General features: G+C 65.5%; 11 protein-coding genes. All 11 read right to left on the minus strand.

Features of this window, described 5'->3' with window-relative positions; all coding sequences use genetic code 11:
* Positions 1-139: 139 nt before the first annotated feature.
* The 11 genes from ligA to murG all read right to left on the minus strand — a co-directional run bounded on the left by ligA (position 140) and on the right by murG (position 15,778).
* Positions 140-2,293, minus strand: a complete 2,154-nt coding sequence (ligA, locus tag AC0L23_RS15955; protein WP_085385408.1) for an NAD-dependent DNA ligase LigA — start codon at positions 2,291-2,293, stop codon at positions 140-142.
* Between the two features lie 107 nt (positions 2,294-2,400).
* Positions 2,401-4,074 carry a DNA repair protein RecN gene (recN, locus tag AC0L23_RS15960; RefSeq protein ID WP_085385407.1) on the minus strand — a complete coding sequence of 558 codons (1,674 nt, stop codon included), beginning with the start codon at positions 4,072-4,074 and terminating at the stop codon, positions 2,401-2,403.
* A gap of 13 nt (positions 4,075-4,087) precedes the next feature.
* A complete protein-coding gene (locus AC0L23_RS15965) occupies positions 4,088-4,993 on the minus strand; it encodes an outer membrane protein assembly factor BamD (RefSeq protein ID WP_026232697.1) in 906 nt (301 codons plus the stop codon).
* Positions 4,994-5,289: 296 nt separating this feature from the next.
* Positions 5,290-6,252, minus strand: coding sequence for a UDP-3-O-acyl-N-acetylglucosamine deacetylase (lpxC, locus tag AC0L23_RS15970; RefSeq protein ID WP_085385406.1), 963 nt, complete (start codon positions 6,250-6,252; stop codon positions 5,290-5,292).
* Between the two features lie 357 nt (positions 6,253-6,609).
* The gene (gene ftsZ, locus AC0L23_RS15975) at positions 6,610-8,415 is read right to left on the minus strand and encodes a cell division protein FtsZ (protein ID WP_018454245.1); all 1,806 of its coding nucleotides are present in this window, start codon (positions 8,413-8,415) and stop codon (positions 6,610-6,612) included.
* A gap of 87 nt (positions 8,416-8,502) precedes the next feature.
* Complete coding sequence (gene ftsA / locus AC0L23_RS15980) at positions 8,503-9,825, minus strand: cell division protein FtsA (RefSeq protein WP_018454244.1); 1,323 nt, start codon at positions 9,823-9,825, stop codon at positions 8,503-8,505.
* The gene (locus AC0L23_RS15985; protein ID WP_026232695.1) at positions 9,822-10,850 is read right to left on the minus strand and encodes a cell division protein FtsQ/DivIB; all 1,029 of its coding nucleotides are present in this window, start codon (positions 10,848-10,850) and stop codon (positions 9,822-9,824) included. Before AC0L23_RS15985 ends, ftsA begins: the two co-directional genes overlap by 4 nt.
* Before the next feature lie 350 nt (positions 10,851-11,200).
* Positions 11,201-12,187 carry a D-alanine--D-alanine ligase family protein gene (locus AC0L23_RS15990; RefSeq protein WP_085349138.1) on the minus strand — a complete coding sequence of 329 codons (987 nt, stop codon included), beginning with the start codon at positions 12,185-12,187 and terminating at the stop codon, positions 11,201-11,203.
* Positions 12,188-12,209: 22 nt separating this feature from the next.
* Positions 12,210-13,130: a UDP-N-acetylmuramate dehydrogenase gene (murB, locus tag AC0L23_RS15995; RefSeq protein WP_085349084.1), complete on the minus strand. Its 921-nt coding sequence runs from the start codon at positions 13,128-13,130 to the stop codon at positions 12,210-12,212.
* Positions 13,131-13,134: 4 nt separating this feature from the next.
* Positions 13,135-14,538 (minus strand): UDP-N-acetylmuramate--L-alanine ligase, encoded by a 1,404-nt coding sequence (murC, locus tag AC0L23_RS16000; RefSeq protein ID WP_085385428.1) that lies wholly within the window; start codon positions 14,536-14,538, stop codon positions 13,135-13,137.
* Between the two features lie 139 nt (positions 14,539-14,677).
* Positions 14,678-15,778 carry an undecaprenyldiphospho-muramoylpentapeptide beta-N-acetylglucosaminyltransferase gene (murG, locus tag AC0L23_RS16005; RefSeq protein WP_085385405.1) on the minus strand — a complete coding sequence of 367 codons (1,101 nt, stop codon included), beginning with the start codon at positions 15,776-15,778 and terminating at the stop codon, positions 14,678-14,680.
* Between the last annotated feature and the right edge of the window lie 144 nt (positions 15,779-15,922).

Consider the following 15,922-nt stretch of genomic DNA (forward strand, 5'->3'; position numbering starts at 1 on the left):
TGGGAGAAGGTGGCGCGCGTAGCGCGCCGGATGAGGGGTCTCTCTCCGCGCGGGTCCCCTCTCAAAGCTTGAACTCGAGAATAGAACCCCTCATCCGGCGCTACGCGCCACCTTCTCCCACAAGGGGAGAAGGGAAGAGTCACTCCCCGATCAGCTGCAGCCACTCGTCCTCGGTCAGCACCTTGACGCCATGCTTGTTGGCCTCCGCGAGCTTCGAACCTGCGCCGGGGCCTGCGACGACGAGATCGGTTTTCTTGGACACCGAGCCGGACACTTTTGCGCCTAACCGCTCAGCGGTGGCCTTGGCCTCGTCGCGCGTCATCTTCTCCAGCGAGCCCGTGAACACCACGGTCTTGCCGGCGACGGCGGAGTTGCTCTTCGGCTTCTCCGCGTCGATGATCTCGACCTCCCTGGTGAGCCGCTCGACGATGCCGCGATTGTGGCTCTCGCCGAAATAATCGGCGATGCTCTTGATCACGGTCTCGCCGATCTGGTCGAGCGCGTCCATCTCGGCCATCGCCTCCTCGCCGCCCTTGGCGACCTTCAGGCTGGCATCGTGGAAGGCGTCCCAGGAGCCGTAGCCGCGGGCCAGCGCCAGCGCCGTGGTCTCGCCGATATGGCGCATGCCGAGCGCGTAGATAAAACGCTCCAGCGCGATCTTGCGACGGCTCTCGATCGCGCCGAACAGATTGCGCACCGAGGTTGCGCCGTAACCCTCGATGTCCTCCAGCTTGAGCTTTGCGTTGCGCTTTTCCAGCGTGAAGATGTCGGCTGGCTCCTTCACAAAACCTTCGTCGAAGAAGTACTGGAGCTGCTTCTCGCCAAGACCGTCGATGTCGAAGGCGCGCCGCGACACGAACAGCTTCAGATGCTCGATCTTCTGATAGGGGCAGGCGAACTCGCCGGTGCAGCGAGCGCGTGAGCCCTCTTCGCCCGCCGCCGTCTCCTCGCGCGTGACATCGGTGTGCAACGGGCACGGGCACTTCTTCGGAAACTGGAATTCCCTGGCAGCCTTCGGCCGCTTGTCGAGGACGACGTCGACCACCTGCGGGATGACGTCGCCGGCGCGCTGGATCACGACGGTGTCGCCGATCCTGATGTCGCGGCCCTCGCGCAGCACTTCGCCCTTATTGCCGATACCCTTGATGTAGTCCTCGTTGTGCAGCGTGACGTTCTGCACGATCACGCCGCCGACGCCGACCGGTTCGAGCTTGCCGACCGGCGTGAATGAGCCGGTGCGGCCGACCTGGATCTCGATGTCGCGCAACACCGTCGTGGCGCGTTCGGCCGGGAATTTGTGGGCAATGCCCCAGCGCGGCGTGCGCGAGACGAAGCCGAGCCGTTCCTGCCAGTCGATGCGATCGACCTTGTAGACGACGCCGTCGATGTCGTAGTCGAGCTTTGCGCGCTGCTCCTCGATTGCATGATGAAACGCCAGCAGCTCCTCGACGGAGTGACAGAGCCTGGTCAGCGGGTTGGTCTTGAATCCGCAGCGCTCGAACCAGCCGATCATGCCGCTCTGCGTGGCCTCCGGCATCGCGCTCATCTCACCCCAGGCATAGGCGAAGAAGCCGAGGGGGCGCGAGGCGGTGATGGTCGGATCCTTCTGCCGGAGCGAGCCCGCGGCCGAGTTGCGCGGATTGGCGAAGATGGTGATGCCTTCCGCCTTCTGCCGTTCGTTGAGCGCGAGGAAGGCCTTCTTGGTCATGTAGACCTCGCCGCGCACCTCGCAGATGTCGGGGACGTTGCGGCCCTTCAGCCTCTTCGGCACGTCCTCGAGCGTGCGGATGTTGGCGGTGACGTCCTCGCCGACCGCGCCGTCGCCGCGAGTCGCCGCGGTGACGAGTTCACCGCCCTCGTAGCGCAGCGACATCGAGAGGCCGTCGATCTTCGGCTCGGCCGAGAAATCGATCTTGTCGTCGTCGAGCTTCAGGAAGCGCACGATGCGGCCGACGAAGTCGCGCAGATCCTCTTCCGCAAAGGCGTTGTCGAGCGACAGCATGGGGACGGCATGCCGCACCTTCTTGAAGCGGCCTGATGGTGCAGCACCGACTTTCTGCGACGGAGAGTCCGCGCTGACGAATTCCGGAAAGCGCTTCTCGATCGCGTTGAAGCGCTGGCGTAGCGCGTCATACTCGGCGTCGGTGACGGTGGGCGCGTCGTCCTGGTAGTAGCGTTCGTTATGCCCCTCGATCTCGAGCGCGAGCCGCATGTGCTCGACCTTGGCCTGCGCCTTGGTGAGGTCGGCGACGTCGCGAAGCGGTGTTGGTTTCGATTTTGCTGCTCTGGCCATGGTGCTTGGATACGATGGAGCGGGCGGGAGGGTAAAGGCGGTTACAGTTTCGTACCCCGCACTTAACGTTTAGGGCCCCGGCGGTTGCGCGCGTCCGGGACACGAAATCAAGCCGTCGCCGCCTTGAGCAGACGGTCCGCGGCAGCCCTCGCCTCGGCGGTGATCTCGGCGCCGGCGAGCATCCGCGCGATCTCCTCGCGGCGGTGGTCGGCGGCAAGCGCATTGACGCGGGTCGCAACGCGCTTGCCCTTGTCCAGTGCGTCCTTTGAGATCAGCAAATGCTGGTCGGCACGAGCGGCGACCTGCGGGGCGTGGGTGACGGCCATCACCTGGACCTTGCCGGCGAGCCGCGCCAGCCGCCCGCCGATCGCGTCCGCGACCGCGCCGCCGACGCCGGTGTCGATCTCGTCGAAGACCAGGGTCGGCGCCGAACCGCGGTCGGACAGCACGACCTTCAGCGCCAGCAGGAAACGCGACAGCTCGCCGCCGGAGGCGACCTTCATCAGCGGCCCCGGCTTGGTGCCCGGGTTGGTCTGCACCCAGAACTCGACGCGGTCGAACCCTTGCGGGCCCGGAGCTGCCTCGTCGGTCTCGACCTGGGTCATGAACTTTGCGCGCTCGAGCTTGAGCGGCGCGAGCTCGGCATTGACGGCCTTGTTGAGCTTCTCCGCCGATTTCTGCCGCGCCATCGACAGCTTCTTCGCAGCCGCCGCATAGCGCGCATCGGCCTCGATCGCGGCCTGCTCCAGCTTCTTCAGCCGTGAGGCGCCGGCATCGATCAGAACGACATCGGCGGCGTATCTTGCGGCCAGCGCGGCGAGCCCGTCGACCGGCGTCGAATATTTGCGCGAGGCGGCGCGCAACGCGAACAGGCGCTCCTCGATGCGTTCGAGCTCCGAGGGATCAAAATCGGTTGCGGCAAGCGCCGCCTGAAGATGCTGGTCGGCTTCCTCCAGCGCGTTGATGGCGATGTCGATCGCCCTCACCGCGGGTTCGACCAGCGCCGGCGAGTTGACGCCGCGACGCTCCAGCCGCCGCACGGCCGCCGACAGCGAGGCGACCGGCGAATGGTGGCCGCCGACCGCCTCCTGCGCCTCGCGCAGGTCGGAGGCGATCTTCTCGCCCTGCATCATCGTGGTCCGACGGGAGGCCAGCAAAGTCTCCTCGCCGTCCTTGGGCGCGAGCTGCTTCAATTCGTCGGAGGCGTGGCGGAGGTAATCGGCTTCGCGCGCGGCGCGCTCCATGCCGGCGCGATGCTCCTCCAGCGCGGTGTTGGCGGTGCGGCGTGCGTCCCAGAGCGCCTCGACCGCCGAGACGTCCTTTTCGAGACCGGCGAAGGCGTCGAGCAGGCGGCGGTGGGTGGCGGCATCGACCAGCGCGCGCTCGTCGTGCTGGCCATGGATCTCGACCAGAGCGGCCCCGACCCCCTTCAGCGTCTGCACGCTGATCGCCTGGTCGTTGATGAAGGCGCGGGTGCGGCCGTCGGCGAGCTGGACCCGGCGGAGAATCATCTCGCCGGTATCGTCCAGCCCGTTCTCCGCGAGGATTTTGGCCGCGGGATGGTTTTTTGGGATATCGAATACGGCAGTGACCTGCCCCTGCTCCGCCCCATGCCGCACGAGGCCGGCATCGCCGCGGCCGCCGAGCGCCAACGCAAAGGCATCGAGCAGGATGGATTTGCCCGCACCGGTCTCGCCGGTCAAAACCGCGAGGCCCGGTGCGAATTCGATATCGAGCCGTTCGATCAGGACGATGTCACGGATCGACAGACGCGCCAGCATGGAATTCTATTTCCTAGCCGAGACCCATTTTCTTGAAGGTCTTGCTAATCCAGGACCCCTGATTCTCGCTCGGTTCGAGACCGCCTGATTTTACAAGATTATAGGCGTCCTTGTACCAGCGACTGTCAGGAAAATTGTGCCCGAGCACGGCGGCGGCCGTCTGGGCCTCGCCAACGATGCCGATCGCCATATAGGCCTCGGTCAGGCGGTACAGCGCCTCCTCGACATGGCGGGTGGTCTGGTACTGCGTCACCACGGCCTTGTAGCGGTTGATCGCCGCCGTGTAGTCGCGCTTCTGCGCGTAATAGCGGCCGACGTTCATTTCCTTGCCGGCGAGCTGGTCGCGCGCACCTTCGATCTTGGCCTTGGCCGAGGTCGCATATTCGGAGGTCGGATATTTGCGCACCACCTCTTCCAGCGAGGCGATCGCCTTCTCGGTGCGGGTCTGGTCGCGGCTGATGTCCGGAATCTGGTCGTAATGCGAGGCGGCGATCAGATATTGCGCGTAGGCCGCATCCGGGCTGCCGGGATGCAGCGTGACGTAGCGGGTGGCCGCGCCGATACAATTGTCATAATCCCCGCCCTGGTAGGACGCGTAGGCCGACATCAGCAATGATTTGCGGGCCCAGTCGGAATAAGGATGCTGGCGGTCGACCTCTTCGAACTTCTTGTTCGCCGCCTTCATGTCCTTCTTCTCGTTCATGAGGTACAGGCCCTCATTGTAGATCTTGTCGGCGGGCTCCTCGACGAAGGTGTCGTCCTTGGCGGTGAACTTGTCCCAAAGCGCGCCGGTGCCGCAGCCGGCCAGCGGCAGCGCGAGCACGAAGAGGGCGACAACCTGAAGCAGCCCACGGGCTCGAGACGAGACTTCTCGAGACGGGACTTGAAGATATCCGCGCGTCATACGCTGTGCCGACATGAGTATTGCCCTGACGCCCTGTGGTGCGGTGTCCGCCAGCCCATGAACCCCGTCCTGGGCGCGAAATATAGCCGTGGTGCCTGCCGTGCGACCACGCCGGTGTAACCGAAAAACGATCTTCAACCAACCGGATAGGCAGGCATTCCGCCCGGATTAAGGCGAACGCGCCGCAATCCTAGCCGATCATCGTTACCAGGAGTTTCCCGGGGAAAGCCGCCGCCAAACGCCCGCGGCGACGGGTCTCTTCAGGACGCGTCTCTCGTCTAGGAAACGTCCGCTGCAGGAAACGTCTCTCTTCAGGAAACGTCCGGCCCGTAGACCGCGGCGATCCGGCCACCGACGATGCCGCGACCGGTTTCGGCCACCGGACGCGTGGTGCGGCGGGCTGCCTCGCCCTCGACCACCCGCCAAGCGGTGCGGTCGGCGAGCAGCGCGGTCAGAACGGTGTGGTTGAGCTTGTGGCCGCCACGTACCGAGCGGTAGGCGCCGAGCAGCGGCAGACCCGCCAGCGCGAGGTCGCCGATCACGTCCAGCACCTTGTGGCGGGCGCATTCGTCGGCGTAGCGCAGGCCCTCGGTGTTGAGCAGCCGCTCCTCGTCGAACACGACGGTGTTGTCGAATGAGGCACCGAGCGCATAGCCGGCGCTCCAGAGCCGCGCGACGTCGCACATCAGACCGAAAGTCCGGGCCCGGCCGACTTCGCGGCGGAAACGCTCCGGGTTGAGGTCGAAGGCATAGCTCTGCTGGCCGATGACAGGATTGGTGAAGTCGATCTCGACCTCGGCGCGGAACCCGACGGCATAGGGCCTGATCTCACCGAAGGAGTCGCCGATCTTGACCGAGATCGGCTTCAAAACCTGGATGAAGCGGCGCTGCGCCGGCTGGGTCACGATGCCGGCCTGGTCGATCGCCGCAACGAAGGCTGCCGCGCTGCCGTCCATGATCGGCACTTCCGGCCCATCGATCTCAATGATGGCGTTGTCGACGCCCATTCCCCGCAGCGCAGCAAGGACATGCTCGGCGGTGGAAACCAGCGGACCGTTGCGATCACCGAGGACGGTGGCGAAATCCGTCGCGATCACCTGCTCGGCGGTGGCCTGAACTTCGCGGTCGCTTCCCTCGAGCCCGGTGCGGATAAAAACAAAGCCCGCGTCGACAGGCGCGGGTCCAAGCGTGAGCGTGACGGGAAGACCGGAATGAACGCCGACGCCTGCCACACTGGCTTGCGCGCGAAGCGTTGTTTGCCGGCTAAATTTCATCAGGAACCGCCCCACTACGACCATCGCGACTTATACTGAACCCGACTGCGGCCTAGACCGCTGTTCCGAATCCGTATCCCCAAGTCACGGCAAACCATAGTCACTGCCCTAAACAGCGCCAACTCACGCTTTTTTACCGATTGTTACCCCAAACCCGCCGTATTCGCGCCAAGGCTTAACCAAATTGGACCGGAGTTCGGGACCGTTTTCGGTAGTTTTACTGAACCATCGAATACGTAATTAATGATTTAAAATCAGTTGTTTGGCCACGCAATCCGGATATGCACGGGGCAAAAGAAAAGGCCCCGGCAAGCTTCCCGCCGGGACCTTTTTTCGTCCGCCTTATTGTAACAATCCTCAGGTCGCCTGCCGCCGCAGGAAGGCCGGGATATCAAGATGGTCATCTCCCTGTGGCGCCGGGGCAACAGGCGCGGGACGGCCGTGCATGTCCAGGCCCTGCGGCGCGGGACGACGTGCATACTCGGACACCGGCTCGGTAGAAGCGATTTGCTGCGCCACGGTCTTCTGGGGGCGGCGATCGGGCAGTGGCGGCATCGCGGGACCGGCGGTGCGGGCCGCGATCGGCGCCTCGGTCTCCTCGTCACGACGGCCGAGGCCGACATTGGCGAGGCGCTGCAGCAGCGACAGCCGGGTCTTCTGCGGGGTCTCCTCCTCGACCTCGCCGCGGGCCTGGCGAAGCTCGGCCTGGGCGGGCATCGGAAGTTCCTCGATCCGCGGCATCCGCGGTGTGCGGACCGGTGCACGCTCGGCCTGCGGAGGGATGAAGGTTTCCGGCGTCATCGGCTCTTGCATGGCCATCGGCGCCTGCTCGGGCTCGGGGAACAGCGTGGGCTTCTGCGCGATCGGGCGCACGGTAACGTCGCCATAGGTCTGCATCGGCGCGGGAGCCTGCGGAACGTCCGCAACGGCGGCGGCGATGGCGGCAAGCGCAGCGCGCTCGACGTTCGGACGCGGAGCCGTGGGAGCGGCGGCAAATTGGCCCGTTCCTGTGGCCGGGGTCTGTCCTTCGAACTTCTGGGCGCGCTCGGCCATGCGCTGATTGTCAGCGCGCAGCCGCGCGGTCAAATCGGCAAGACGGCTCTCGGCAGCCGCGGCGGGAGCGGCGGGAGCCTGCTGCGCCTGCGGAGCAGGATTCGCCACGGGAGCGCTGGTGGCCTGGCTGTTGCGCGCGATCGCGGCCTGTTCGATGCCGGTGGCGACGACCGAGACGCGGATCAGACCGTCGAGGGCTTCGTCGAAGGTGGCGCCGACGATGATGTTGGCGTCCTGATCGACTTCCTCGCGGATGCGGGTCGCAGCTTCGTCGACCTCGAACAGGGTGAGATCCTTGCCGCCGGTGATGGAGATCAGGAGGCCCTTGGCGCCCTTCATCGAGCTATCGTCGATCAGCGGGTTGGCGATCGCGGCTTCGGCGGCGGTCAGCGCGCGCTTGTCGCCGGAGGCTTCGCCCGTGCCCATCATCGCCTTGCCCATCTCGCGCATGACGGCGCGAACGTCGGCGAAGTCGAGATTGATCAGGCCTTCCTTGACCATCAGGTCGGTGATGCAGGCAACGCCCGAATAGAGCACCTGGTCGGCCATCGCGAAGGCGTCGGCGAAGGTGGTCTTCTCGTTCGCGACCCGGAACAGGTTCTGGTTCGGGATGATCAGCAGCGTATCAACGACCTTGTGCAGCTCGTTGATGCCCGCTTCGGCGGTGCGCATGCGGCGGCCGCCCTCGAAGTGGAAGGGCTTGGTCACGACGCCGACGGTGAGAATGCCCATCTCGCGCGCGATCTTGGCGATCACGGGAGCCGCACCGGTGCCGGTGCCGCCGCCCATGCCGGCGGTGACGAACACCATGTTGGCGCCCGAGAGATGGTCACGGAGTTCGTCCATGACTTCTTCGGCCGCGGCCGCGCCGACCACCGGCTGCGAACCTGCGCCCAACCCTTGCGTGGCCGCCGTGCCCATCTGCACGATGCGCTGCGCCTTCGACATCGTCAGCGCCTGCGCGTCAGTGTTGGCGACCACGAAGTCGACGCCCTGGAGGCCCGCCGTGATCATGTTGTTGACGGCGTTACCACCGGCGCCGCCGACGCCGAACACGGTGATGCGGGGCTTCAGTTCGTGAATATCAGGAACATTGATGCTGATGGTCATGTTTGCCTCTCGATCACGCGCGCGTGGGTTCGCCCCGGCCGGCGGCCGCGGGAGTTGGTGAAAATCGAATATTGCGGGAAGGAGTCATCAGAAGCCCTCGCGTAGCCATCGTCCGACCTTTCCGAAATACCCGCCGGTCCCCGTCCTGACCTGCTGCCGCGTATGCCGCGGTTCGACATGTTCGTGGTGAACATATTGCGGGTAGACGAGCAGTCCGGCCGGCACCGCGAAGGCGGCGTTCTTCGCCTCGTTGGGCAGCCGGCCGAAACCGAGCGGACGTCCGACCCGCACGGGCCGGCCGAGAATCTGCGTTCCGAGCTCAACGAGACCCGTGAGCTGCGAGGCCCCGCCCGAGAGCACGACGCGGCCGTTCGGCTCCGAGGCGAAGGGCGAATCCTTCAGCTTGTCCCGAACCATTTCGAAGACTTCCTCGGCACGATGCTTGACGATGTTGGCGATGGTAGCGCGGGAGACGATCTGCGGCAGATCCTGCTCGTCACCGGCTGTCGGTACAGACATCAGCTCACGCGAGTCCGATCCGCCGGTGATGACGGTCCCGTATAACGTCTTGATTCGCTCGGCATCGGCAATGGTCGCGGAGAGTCCGCGCGCCAGATCCATCGTGATGTGTTGCCCGCCGACCGCAAAACCCGCGGCATGCACGAAGTGGCCGCCGGAAAAGACCGCGATCGTGGTGGTGCCCGCGCCCATTTCGACCACGGCGGCGCCGAGATCGGCCTCGTCGTCGGTCAGCACCGACAGGCCTGCCACATAGGGGCTTGCCGCCATGGCTTCGACGTTGATGTGGCAGCGTTCGACCGCCAGCATCAGGTTCCGCGCCACCGTGGCGTCGCAGGTGACGACATTCATGTCGATGCCGAACTGATGCGCAACCATGCCGCGGGGGTCGCGGATACCTTTGACGCCGTCAAGCGTGTAGCCGACCGGCAGCGCGTGCAGCACGGTGCGGCCTTCGCCGGTGGCGTGGCGCATGCCGGTGGAGGTGACGCGGCTGACATCGGCCGGTGTCACGGCGCCGCCGCGGATGTCGGCCGCAGCTTCGACCAGCTGACCGGAGAGCCGGCCGCCGGAGACCGACAGCAGCACGGACTCGACCCGCACCTTGGCCATTTTCTCTGCAAGCCCGACGGCCTGTCGCACCGCCTGCTCGCATTCGCCGAGATCGATCACGGCGCCGGCCTTCATGCCGCGCGACTGAATCTGGCTGTAGCCGATCAGCTCCACCGCATGGGTCCGGTCGCGCAGGGCTTCGCTCGGCGCCGACGGCTTCAGCCGCGCGATCATGCAGGCGATCTTGCTGGTGCCGATGTCGAGGCAGGCGACGAGGCCGCCGCGCTTGTGCGGCATCGGGCGTGTCTTCGGTGTCTGGGTGCGATCAAGACCGGTCATGCAGCGTCCCCGGCCTTTTTCTTCTTCTTGTCCTTGAACAAATCGTCGCGCGCCTTGGCGGCGTCCTCGGACAGCTGCACGACGAGCCGATCGGGCAGGCGCAGGTCGACGGCGACGATGTCGCGGGAGAACAGCCTGTCCTCCTTGTCGAGCCTGGACAGCATCGCAAGCGCGTTGCCGACGTCCTGTTCGGGCAGGCGGATGTCGAGGCCGTCCTTGAGCCTCAGGTTCCAGCGCCGCTCACCGACGAAGATCGCGGCCTTGGTAATGGAATTGACCTGCGGATAGCGCGCCAGCAAAGCGAGGAAATCGCGGGCCTGCGTCTCGGCGCCCTTGCCGACCACGAGCGGCAGCGACAGAAAGCGGCGCGAGACGTAGGGTTCGAGCACGGCGCCGTCATCGGCGATGACGGAGAGCCGGCCGGCCTCCTGCCACAGCGCGAACGCCTTGCGCTCGGTGAGCTCGATCATGAGCTGGCCCGGATAGAGCTTCAGCACGGTCGCATCCGCGATCCAGGGATTGGCCTTGAGCTTGTCGCGCACGGCGTCGGCGTCGAGAAACAGCAGCGAGGATCGGCCGCTGACGCCGCCGATCGCGAGGATCTCGTCCTGGCTGAGCTGCTTGCGACCGTTGATCACGACGGAGGTGATGCGGAAGCCGGCGGAATTGGCCAGCGCGTTGCGGGTGTCGTTGACCGCCGTGATGAAATCCTGGAGATGGCCGCCCTTGACGATACCGAAGCCGCAGCTTCCGATCAGGAGCAGCACCGTCATGCTGATCCCGACCCGGCGCGGCAGATAGCGCTCGACCAGCGCGACCAACCGCGGCGGCGGCTCGCGCTCGACGATGGCTTTGGCCCTGGTCTTTTCCTTGGCGGCAGCACGGGCGCCGAGAACTCTTTCCTGACGCTTGTCCTGCACCCACTCGCGCAGAAGCACGACCGCTCCGATAGCGGCCGCCTTCAGGTCAGCTTGGGGCCTCAGCGATCTGAAAAGCGACCGAGTGAGGCTTCCTGCTCCATCCATTGCACGAGCTCGTCAACAGTTTGCCCGCGACATCGCGCGGGTCCTGGCGAACATGACGTCTCGGACTTGCCGGGCCGGGTGCTGGTCTTCAGCAGAAGAAAACCTCTCCCCTTCAGAGCGTTCGCTGGGGGTGACAACACCCGCAACGGTCCACGCGCCGGCAGCCAAAGCGTCATATGCGCCGCCAGCGTTAACCTTCGGACGTCCTGGTAAACAAAAGGTAAAGTTCGTTAACGACGTGAGCTTTTTGCCCAGGCCTGTGAGGCATTTATGCCGCAATATCCGGCATTTTACCGGTTTTGGGTTCCAAAACCGGCCGTTTCGCCAGTTCGGCCGTTAACCAGTCCTAATTATTTTCGCACACCGGCCACAGCGAGCTCGATCAGGCCGCGCAGGAAGTCGACGAACTCGATGCTCTCGGCCTTCAGCGCCTTGGGGTAGAGCGAGGACTTGGTCAGGCCGGGCAGCGTGTTGGTTTCGAGATAGACCAGCCCCTTGTCCGAGACGATGAAGTCCGAACGGGAATAGCCGGTACACGACATCGCCCGGTGCGCCAGCATCGCCTGGTGCTTCAGCGCGGCGGTGATTTCGGGTGCGAAACGGCCGGGACAGATCTCTTGGGTCGACTTCAAAAGATATTTCGCCGCGTAGTCGAAACTGCCCTCGCCCGGAATGATCTCGATCGGCGGCAGCGAGATGATCGAGCCGTCCGGCCGCTCCAGCACGCCGCAGGTCGCCTCGACGCCGGAGATGTAGGGCTCGATCACGTACTCTTCGTGCTTGGCCGCATTGCGAACGGCGACGAGATCCTGCTTGGCGTTGACGAAGATCAGGCCGTAGCTCGAGCCATCCCTGGCGGGCTTTGCGATCAGCCGGCCGTATTCGGCGAAGGCCTCGTCGATCTGGTCCAGCGCAATGTTGGCCGGCGGCGTCACGCCGCCGAGCGCGGCGAAATGCTTGGCCGCGATCTTGTCGAACGCGAGATGCGAGGAGGCCGAGCCCGATCCGGTGAACGGCACGCCGCGCGCTTCGCACATCACCTGCAATTCGCCGTTCTCGGCACGCCCGCCATGCAGGCCGAGCACCAGCACGCGGTCCTCCGCCCTGGCCTGGTCGAGCGCCTGCTCCAACGGAATGCCCGACGTGCCCGGCTTGAACTCGTCCTCGAACGGGCGGGCATGTTCGAGCAGCTGTTTGGACTGCACGACATGCACCTTGTCCTCGACGTCCCACCACCAGAGATCGGCCTCGGGCAGCGCCTGATGCAGCGCCTGGGCTGAGGCGACGGAAACCAGACGTTCGCGGTTGGAGCCGCCGAAGAGGATGGTGATGCGCATGTTCTCTCGTCGCTTGTCCAAATTAGCCGGGAATTCCGATCCGCTTGATTTCCCAGTGTAGCTCAATTCCGGAATTTGCCTTCACCCGTTCACGTACGGTCTCGCCCAGCGTCTCGATATCGTGCGCGGTGGCATTGCCCGTGTTGATCAGGAAATTGCAGTGCATCTCGGAGACTTCTGCACCGCCGACGCGCAAACCGCGGCAGCCGGCGGCATCGACCAGCTTCCAGGCGGAATGGCCGGGCGGATTCTTGAAGGTCGAGCCGCCGGTCTTTTCGCGGATCGGCTGCGCGGTCTCGCGATGGGTTTGCACTTCCGCCATGCGCGCGCGGATCGCCTCGGCATCCCTGAGCTCGCCGCGGAACCGCGCGGAGGTGAAGATGATGGAGGCATCGACGCCGCTGTTGCGGTAGACAAACTTCATGTCGGCATTGGAGAAGATGTGCTTCGTGCCGTCGCGCCCGACGCCACGCGCCTCGATCAACACGTCCTTGGTCTCGCCGCCATTGGCGCCCGCATTCATGCGCAGCGCGCCGCCGATCGTGCCGGGAATGCCGAAGTAAAATTCGAGCCCGCCGATATTGGCCGACGCGGCGACTTCCGCCACGCGCTTGTCGAGCGCGGCTGCGCCCGCGGTGACGACATCGCCGCTCGCGCTCGCCTCGCCAAAGGCGCGCGGCGCAAGCCGGATCACCACGCCCGCCATGCCGCCGTCGCGCACGATCAGGTTGGAGCCGACGCCGACGACATAGACGGGAATGTCGCTTGCGAGATGCGCGAGGAAATAAGAGAGATCGTCCTCATCCGTCGGCGTGAACAGCACCTGCGCGGGACCTCCGACGCGAAACCAGGTGAGCTCGGCGAGCGACTGGTTCGCCAGCAGCCGGCCGCGAAGATCGGGCATCACGGCTTTGAGGTCGGGTGTGATGTCGGGGAAGCTCACTGCGCTACCCCAGCGCCTTCAATTCGCCGGGCAAGGCATACGCCCATTGCGTGATGTTGCCGGCGCCCAGACACACGACGAGATCGCCGGACTTCGCCACGCCCTTGACGATGCCAGCGAGATCGGACGCCGCGGGCAGCGGGATCACCTCGCGGTGGCCGTGGGCGCGCAGGCCCGCGGCGAAATGGTCGCGATCGATGCCTTCGATCGGCGTCTCGCCCGCAGCATAGACCTCGGCGACGATCACCGCATCCGCATCGTTGAAGCAGGTGCAGAATTCCTCGAACAGCGACTGCAGGCGGGTGTAGCGATGCGGCTGCACCACCGCGACGATCTTACCGTTGGTGGATTCCCGCGCCGCCTTCAGCACCGCCGCGATCTCGACCGGATGATGGCCGTAGTCGTCGATGACGGTGACGCCGTTCCACTCGCCGGTCTTGGTGAAGCGGCGCTTGACGCCGCCGAAGCCGGCGATCGCCTTGCGGATCGCCTCGTCCGACACGCCGAGCTCGCGCGCGACCGCAATCGCGGCGGTCGCGTTGGAGGCATTGTGGCGCCCCGGCATCGGCAGCATGAGATCGGAGATCTCGTGCACGGCGCCCGTCTTGCGATCGCGGAAGGCAACCTTGAACTTCGATCCGCCGCCCGCCGGGGTCAGGTCGACGAAGCGCACATCGGCCTGCGGATTCTCACCATAGGTGATGATGCGTCGATCCTCGATCTTGCCGACAAGGGTTTGCACCACGGGATGATCGATGCACATCACGGCGAAGCCATAGAACGGCAGGTTCTCGACGAAATGGCGGAAGGCGTCCTGCACCGCCTCGAAGGTCTTGAAGTGATCGAGATGCTCGGGATCGACATTGGTGACGATCGCGACCTCGGTCGGCAGCTTCAGGAACGTGCCGTCGCTCTCGTCCGCTTCGACCACCATCCAGTCACCCGCACCGAGACGCGCATTGGAGCCGTAGGCATTGATGATGCCGCCGTTGATCACGGTGGGATCGAGGCCGCCGGCGTCGAGCAGCGTCGCGACCATCGTGGTCGTGGTGGTCTTGCCGTGGGTGCCGGCGATGGCGACGCAGCTCTTCAGCCGCATGAGCTCGGCCAGCATCTCGGCGCGGCGCACCACGGGGATGCGCCGTTCGCGCGCCGCCGTCAGTTCCGGATTGTCGCGCTTGATCGCGGTAGAAACCACGACGACCTCGGCCCCGTCGACGTTCTCCGCCTTGTGGCCGACCGAGACCCTCGCACCGTTCTTGCGCAGGCGGTCGAGATTGTAATTGTCGGAGGCGTCCGAACCCTGCACGGAATAGCCGAGATTGAGCAGCACCTCGGCGATTCCGCTCATGCCTATCCCGCCGATCCCGATGAAGTGGATAGGTCCGATCTCGCGCGGCAGTCTCATGGTGTATCCCGCAGTTCCCTTCGTCATGCCCGGGCTTCGTCCCGGGCATCCACGAATCCTTACCACTTCTTGCAAGACGTGGATGGCCGGGACAAGCCCGGCCATGACGGCAAAAGTAGGAATTCCGGCCGATTTCGCGTCAGATTCCCGCGATTTTGGCCACCAGATCGGCCAGCCGTTCCGCTGCGTCGAGCCGGCCGGCGCCGCGGGCGGCCTGCGCCATGGCGGCAAGACGCGCGGGCTCGGCGGCGAAGGCGGAGATCTCGGCGGCGAGGCGATCGGAGGAAAACTCGGTCTGCGGAATGCGGATCGCACCGTCGACCTTGGCCAGCACGCCGGCATTGGCGAACTGGTCCTGGTCGATCGCGCCCGGCAGCGGCACCAGGATCGAGGGCCGCCCGATCGCGGCAAGTTCCGCCACGGTGCCGGCGCCCGAGCGCGACACCACCAGATGGTTGGAGGCCAGCCGTGCCGGAAGATCGGTGAAAAACGGCGCGAGCTCGGCCTTGATCTTCAGTCTGTCGTAGACCGCACGCACGCGCGCCATATCCTCGTCGCGCACCTGCTGGGTGAGGACGAGCCGGCTCCACAGCGCAGGCTCGAGGCGCTCGATCGCGCCCGGCACGATGTCGGCCATGATGCGCGCGCCCTGGCTGCCGCCGACGACGAGCAGGCGCAGCGGACCGTTCACTTCAGGCGCAGCATATGGCACGCCAGCTGCGGCGAGGATCGCCGGACGCATCGGCGTGCCGACCGTCGTGGTCTTGCCTGATAGCGCCGGATCGCGATCGAGCACGCCGGGCAACGACGTCGCGATGGCTTGGACGCGGCTCGACAGGAACCGGTTGGCGCGGCCGAGCACCGCATTGGCGTCATGGATGATGCCGGGCACGCCGGCGAATTTTGCGGCGACCAGCGGCGGCAGCGTCGGATAGCCGCCGAAGCCGACGACGGCGACCGGCTTCAGTCGCTTGATCATGCTGTAGGCGGACAGCGTGCCGGCCGCGAGCGTCAGGCCGGCATAGGCGAGCTGCAGCGGATTGCGTCCGCGCGCAGTCTCGCTCGAGACGACGTCGATCATGTCCTTGGTGAACAGTCCGCTGTAGCGCAGCGCGCGCTCGTCCGTGACGAGGCGGACGCGGAAGCCGCGCCGGATCAGCTCGACGCCGAGCGCCTCGGCCGGAAACAGATGGCCGCCGGTGCCGCCCGCGGCGAGAAGAATCAGGGGGGAGGTGTCCATGGTGGCGAGTTTTACAAGGACTCTTTCGTCATTGCGAGCGCAGCGAAGCAATCCAGACTGCCACCGCGGAGAGATTCTGGATTGCTTCGCTTAGCTCGCAATGACGAAAAACTATTCGTAGCTGCGCATCGCCTCGGCGTGGCC

The organism is Bradyrhizobium sp. MI1.4 (assembly GCF_055811315.1).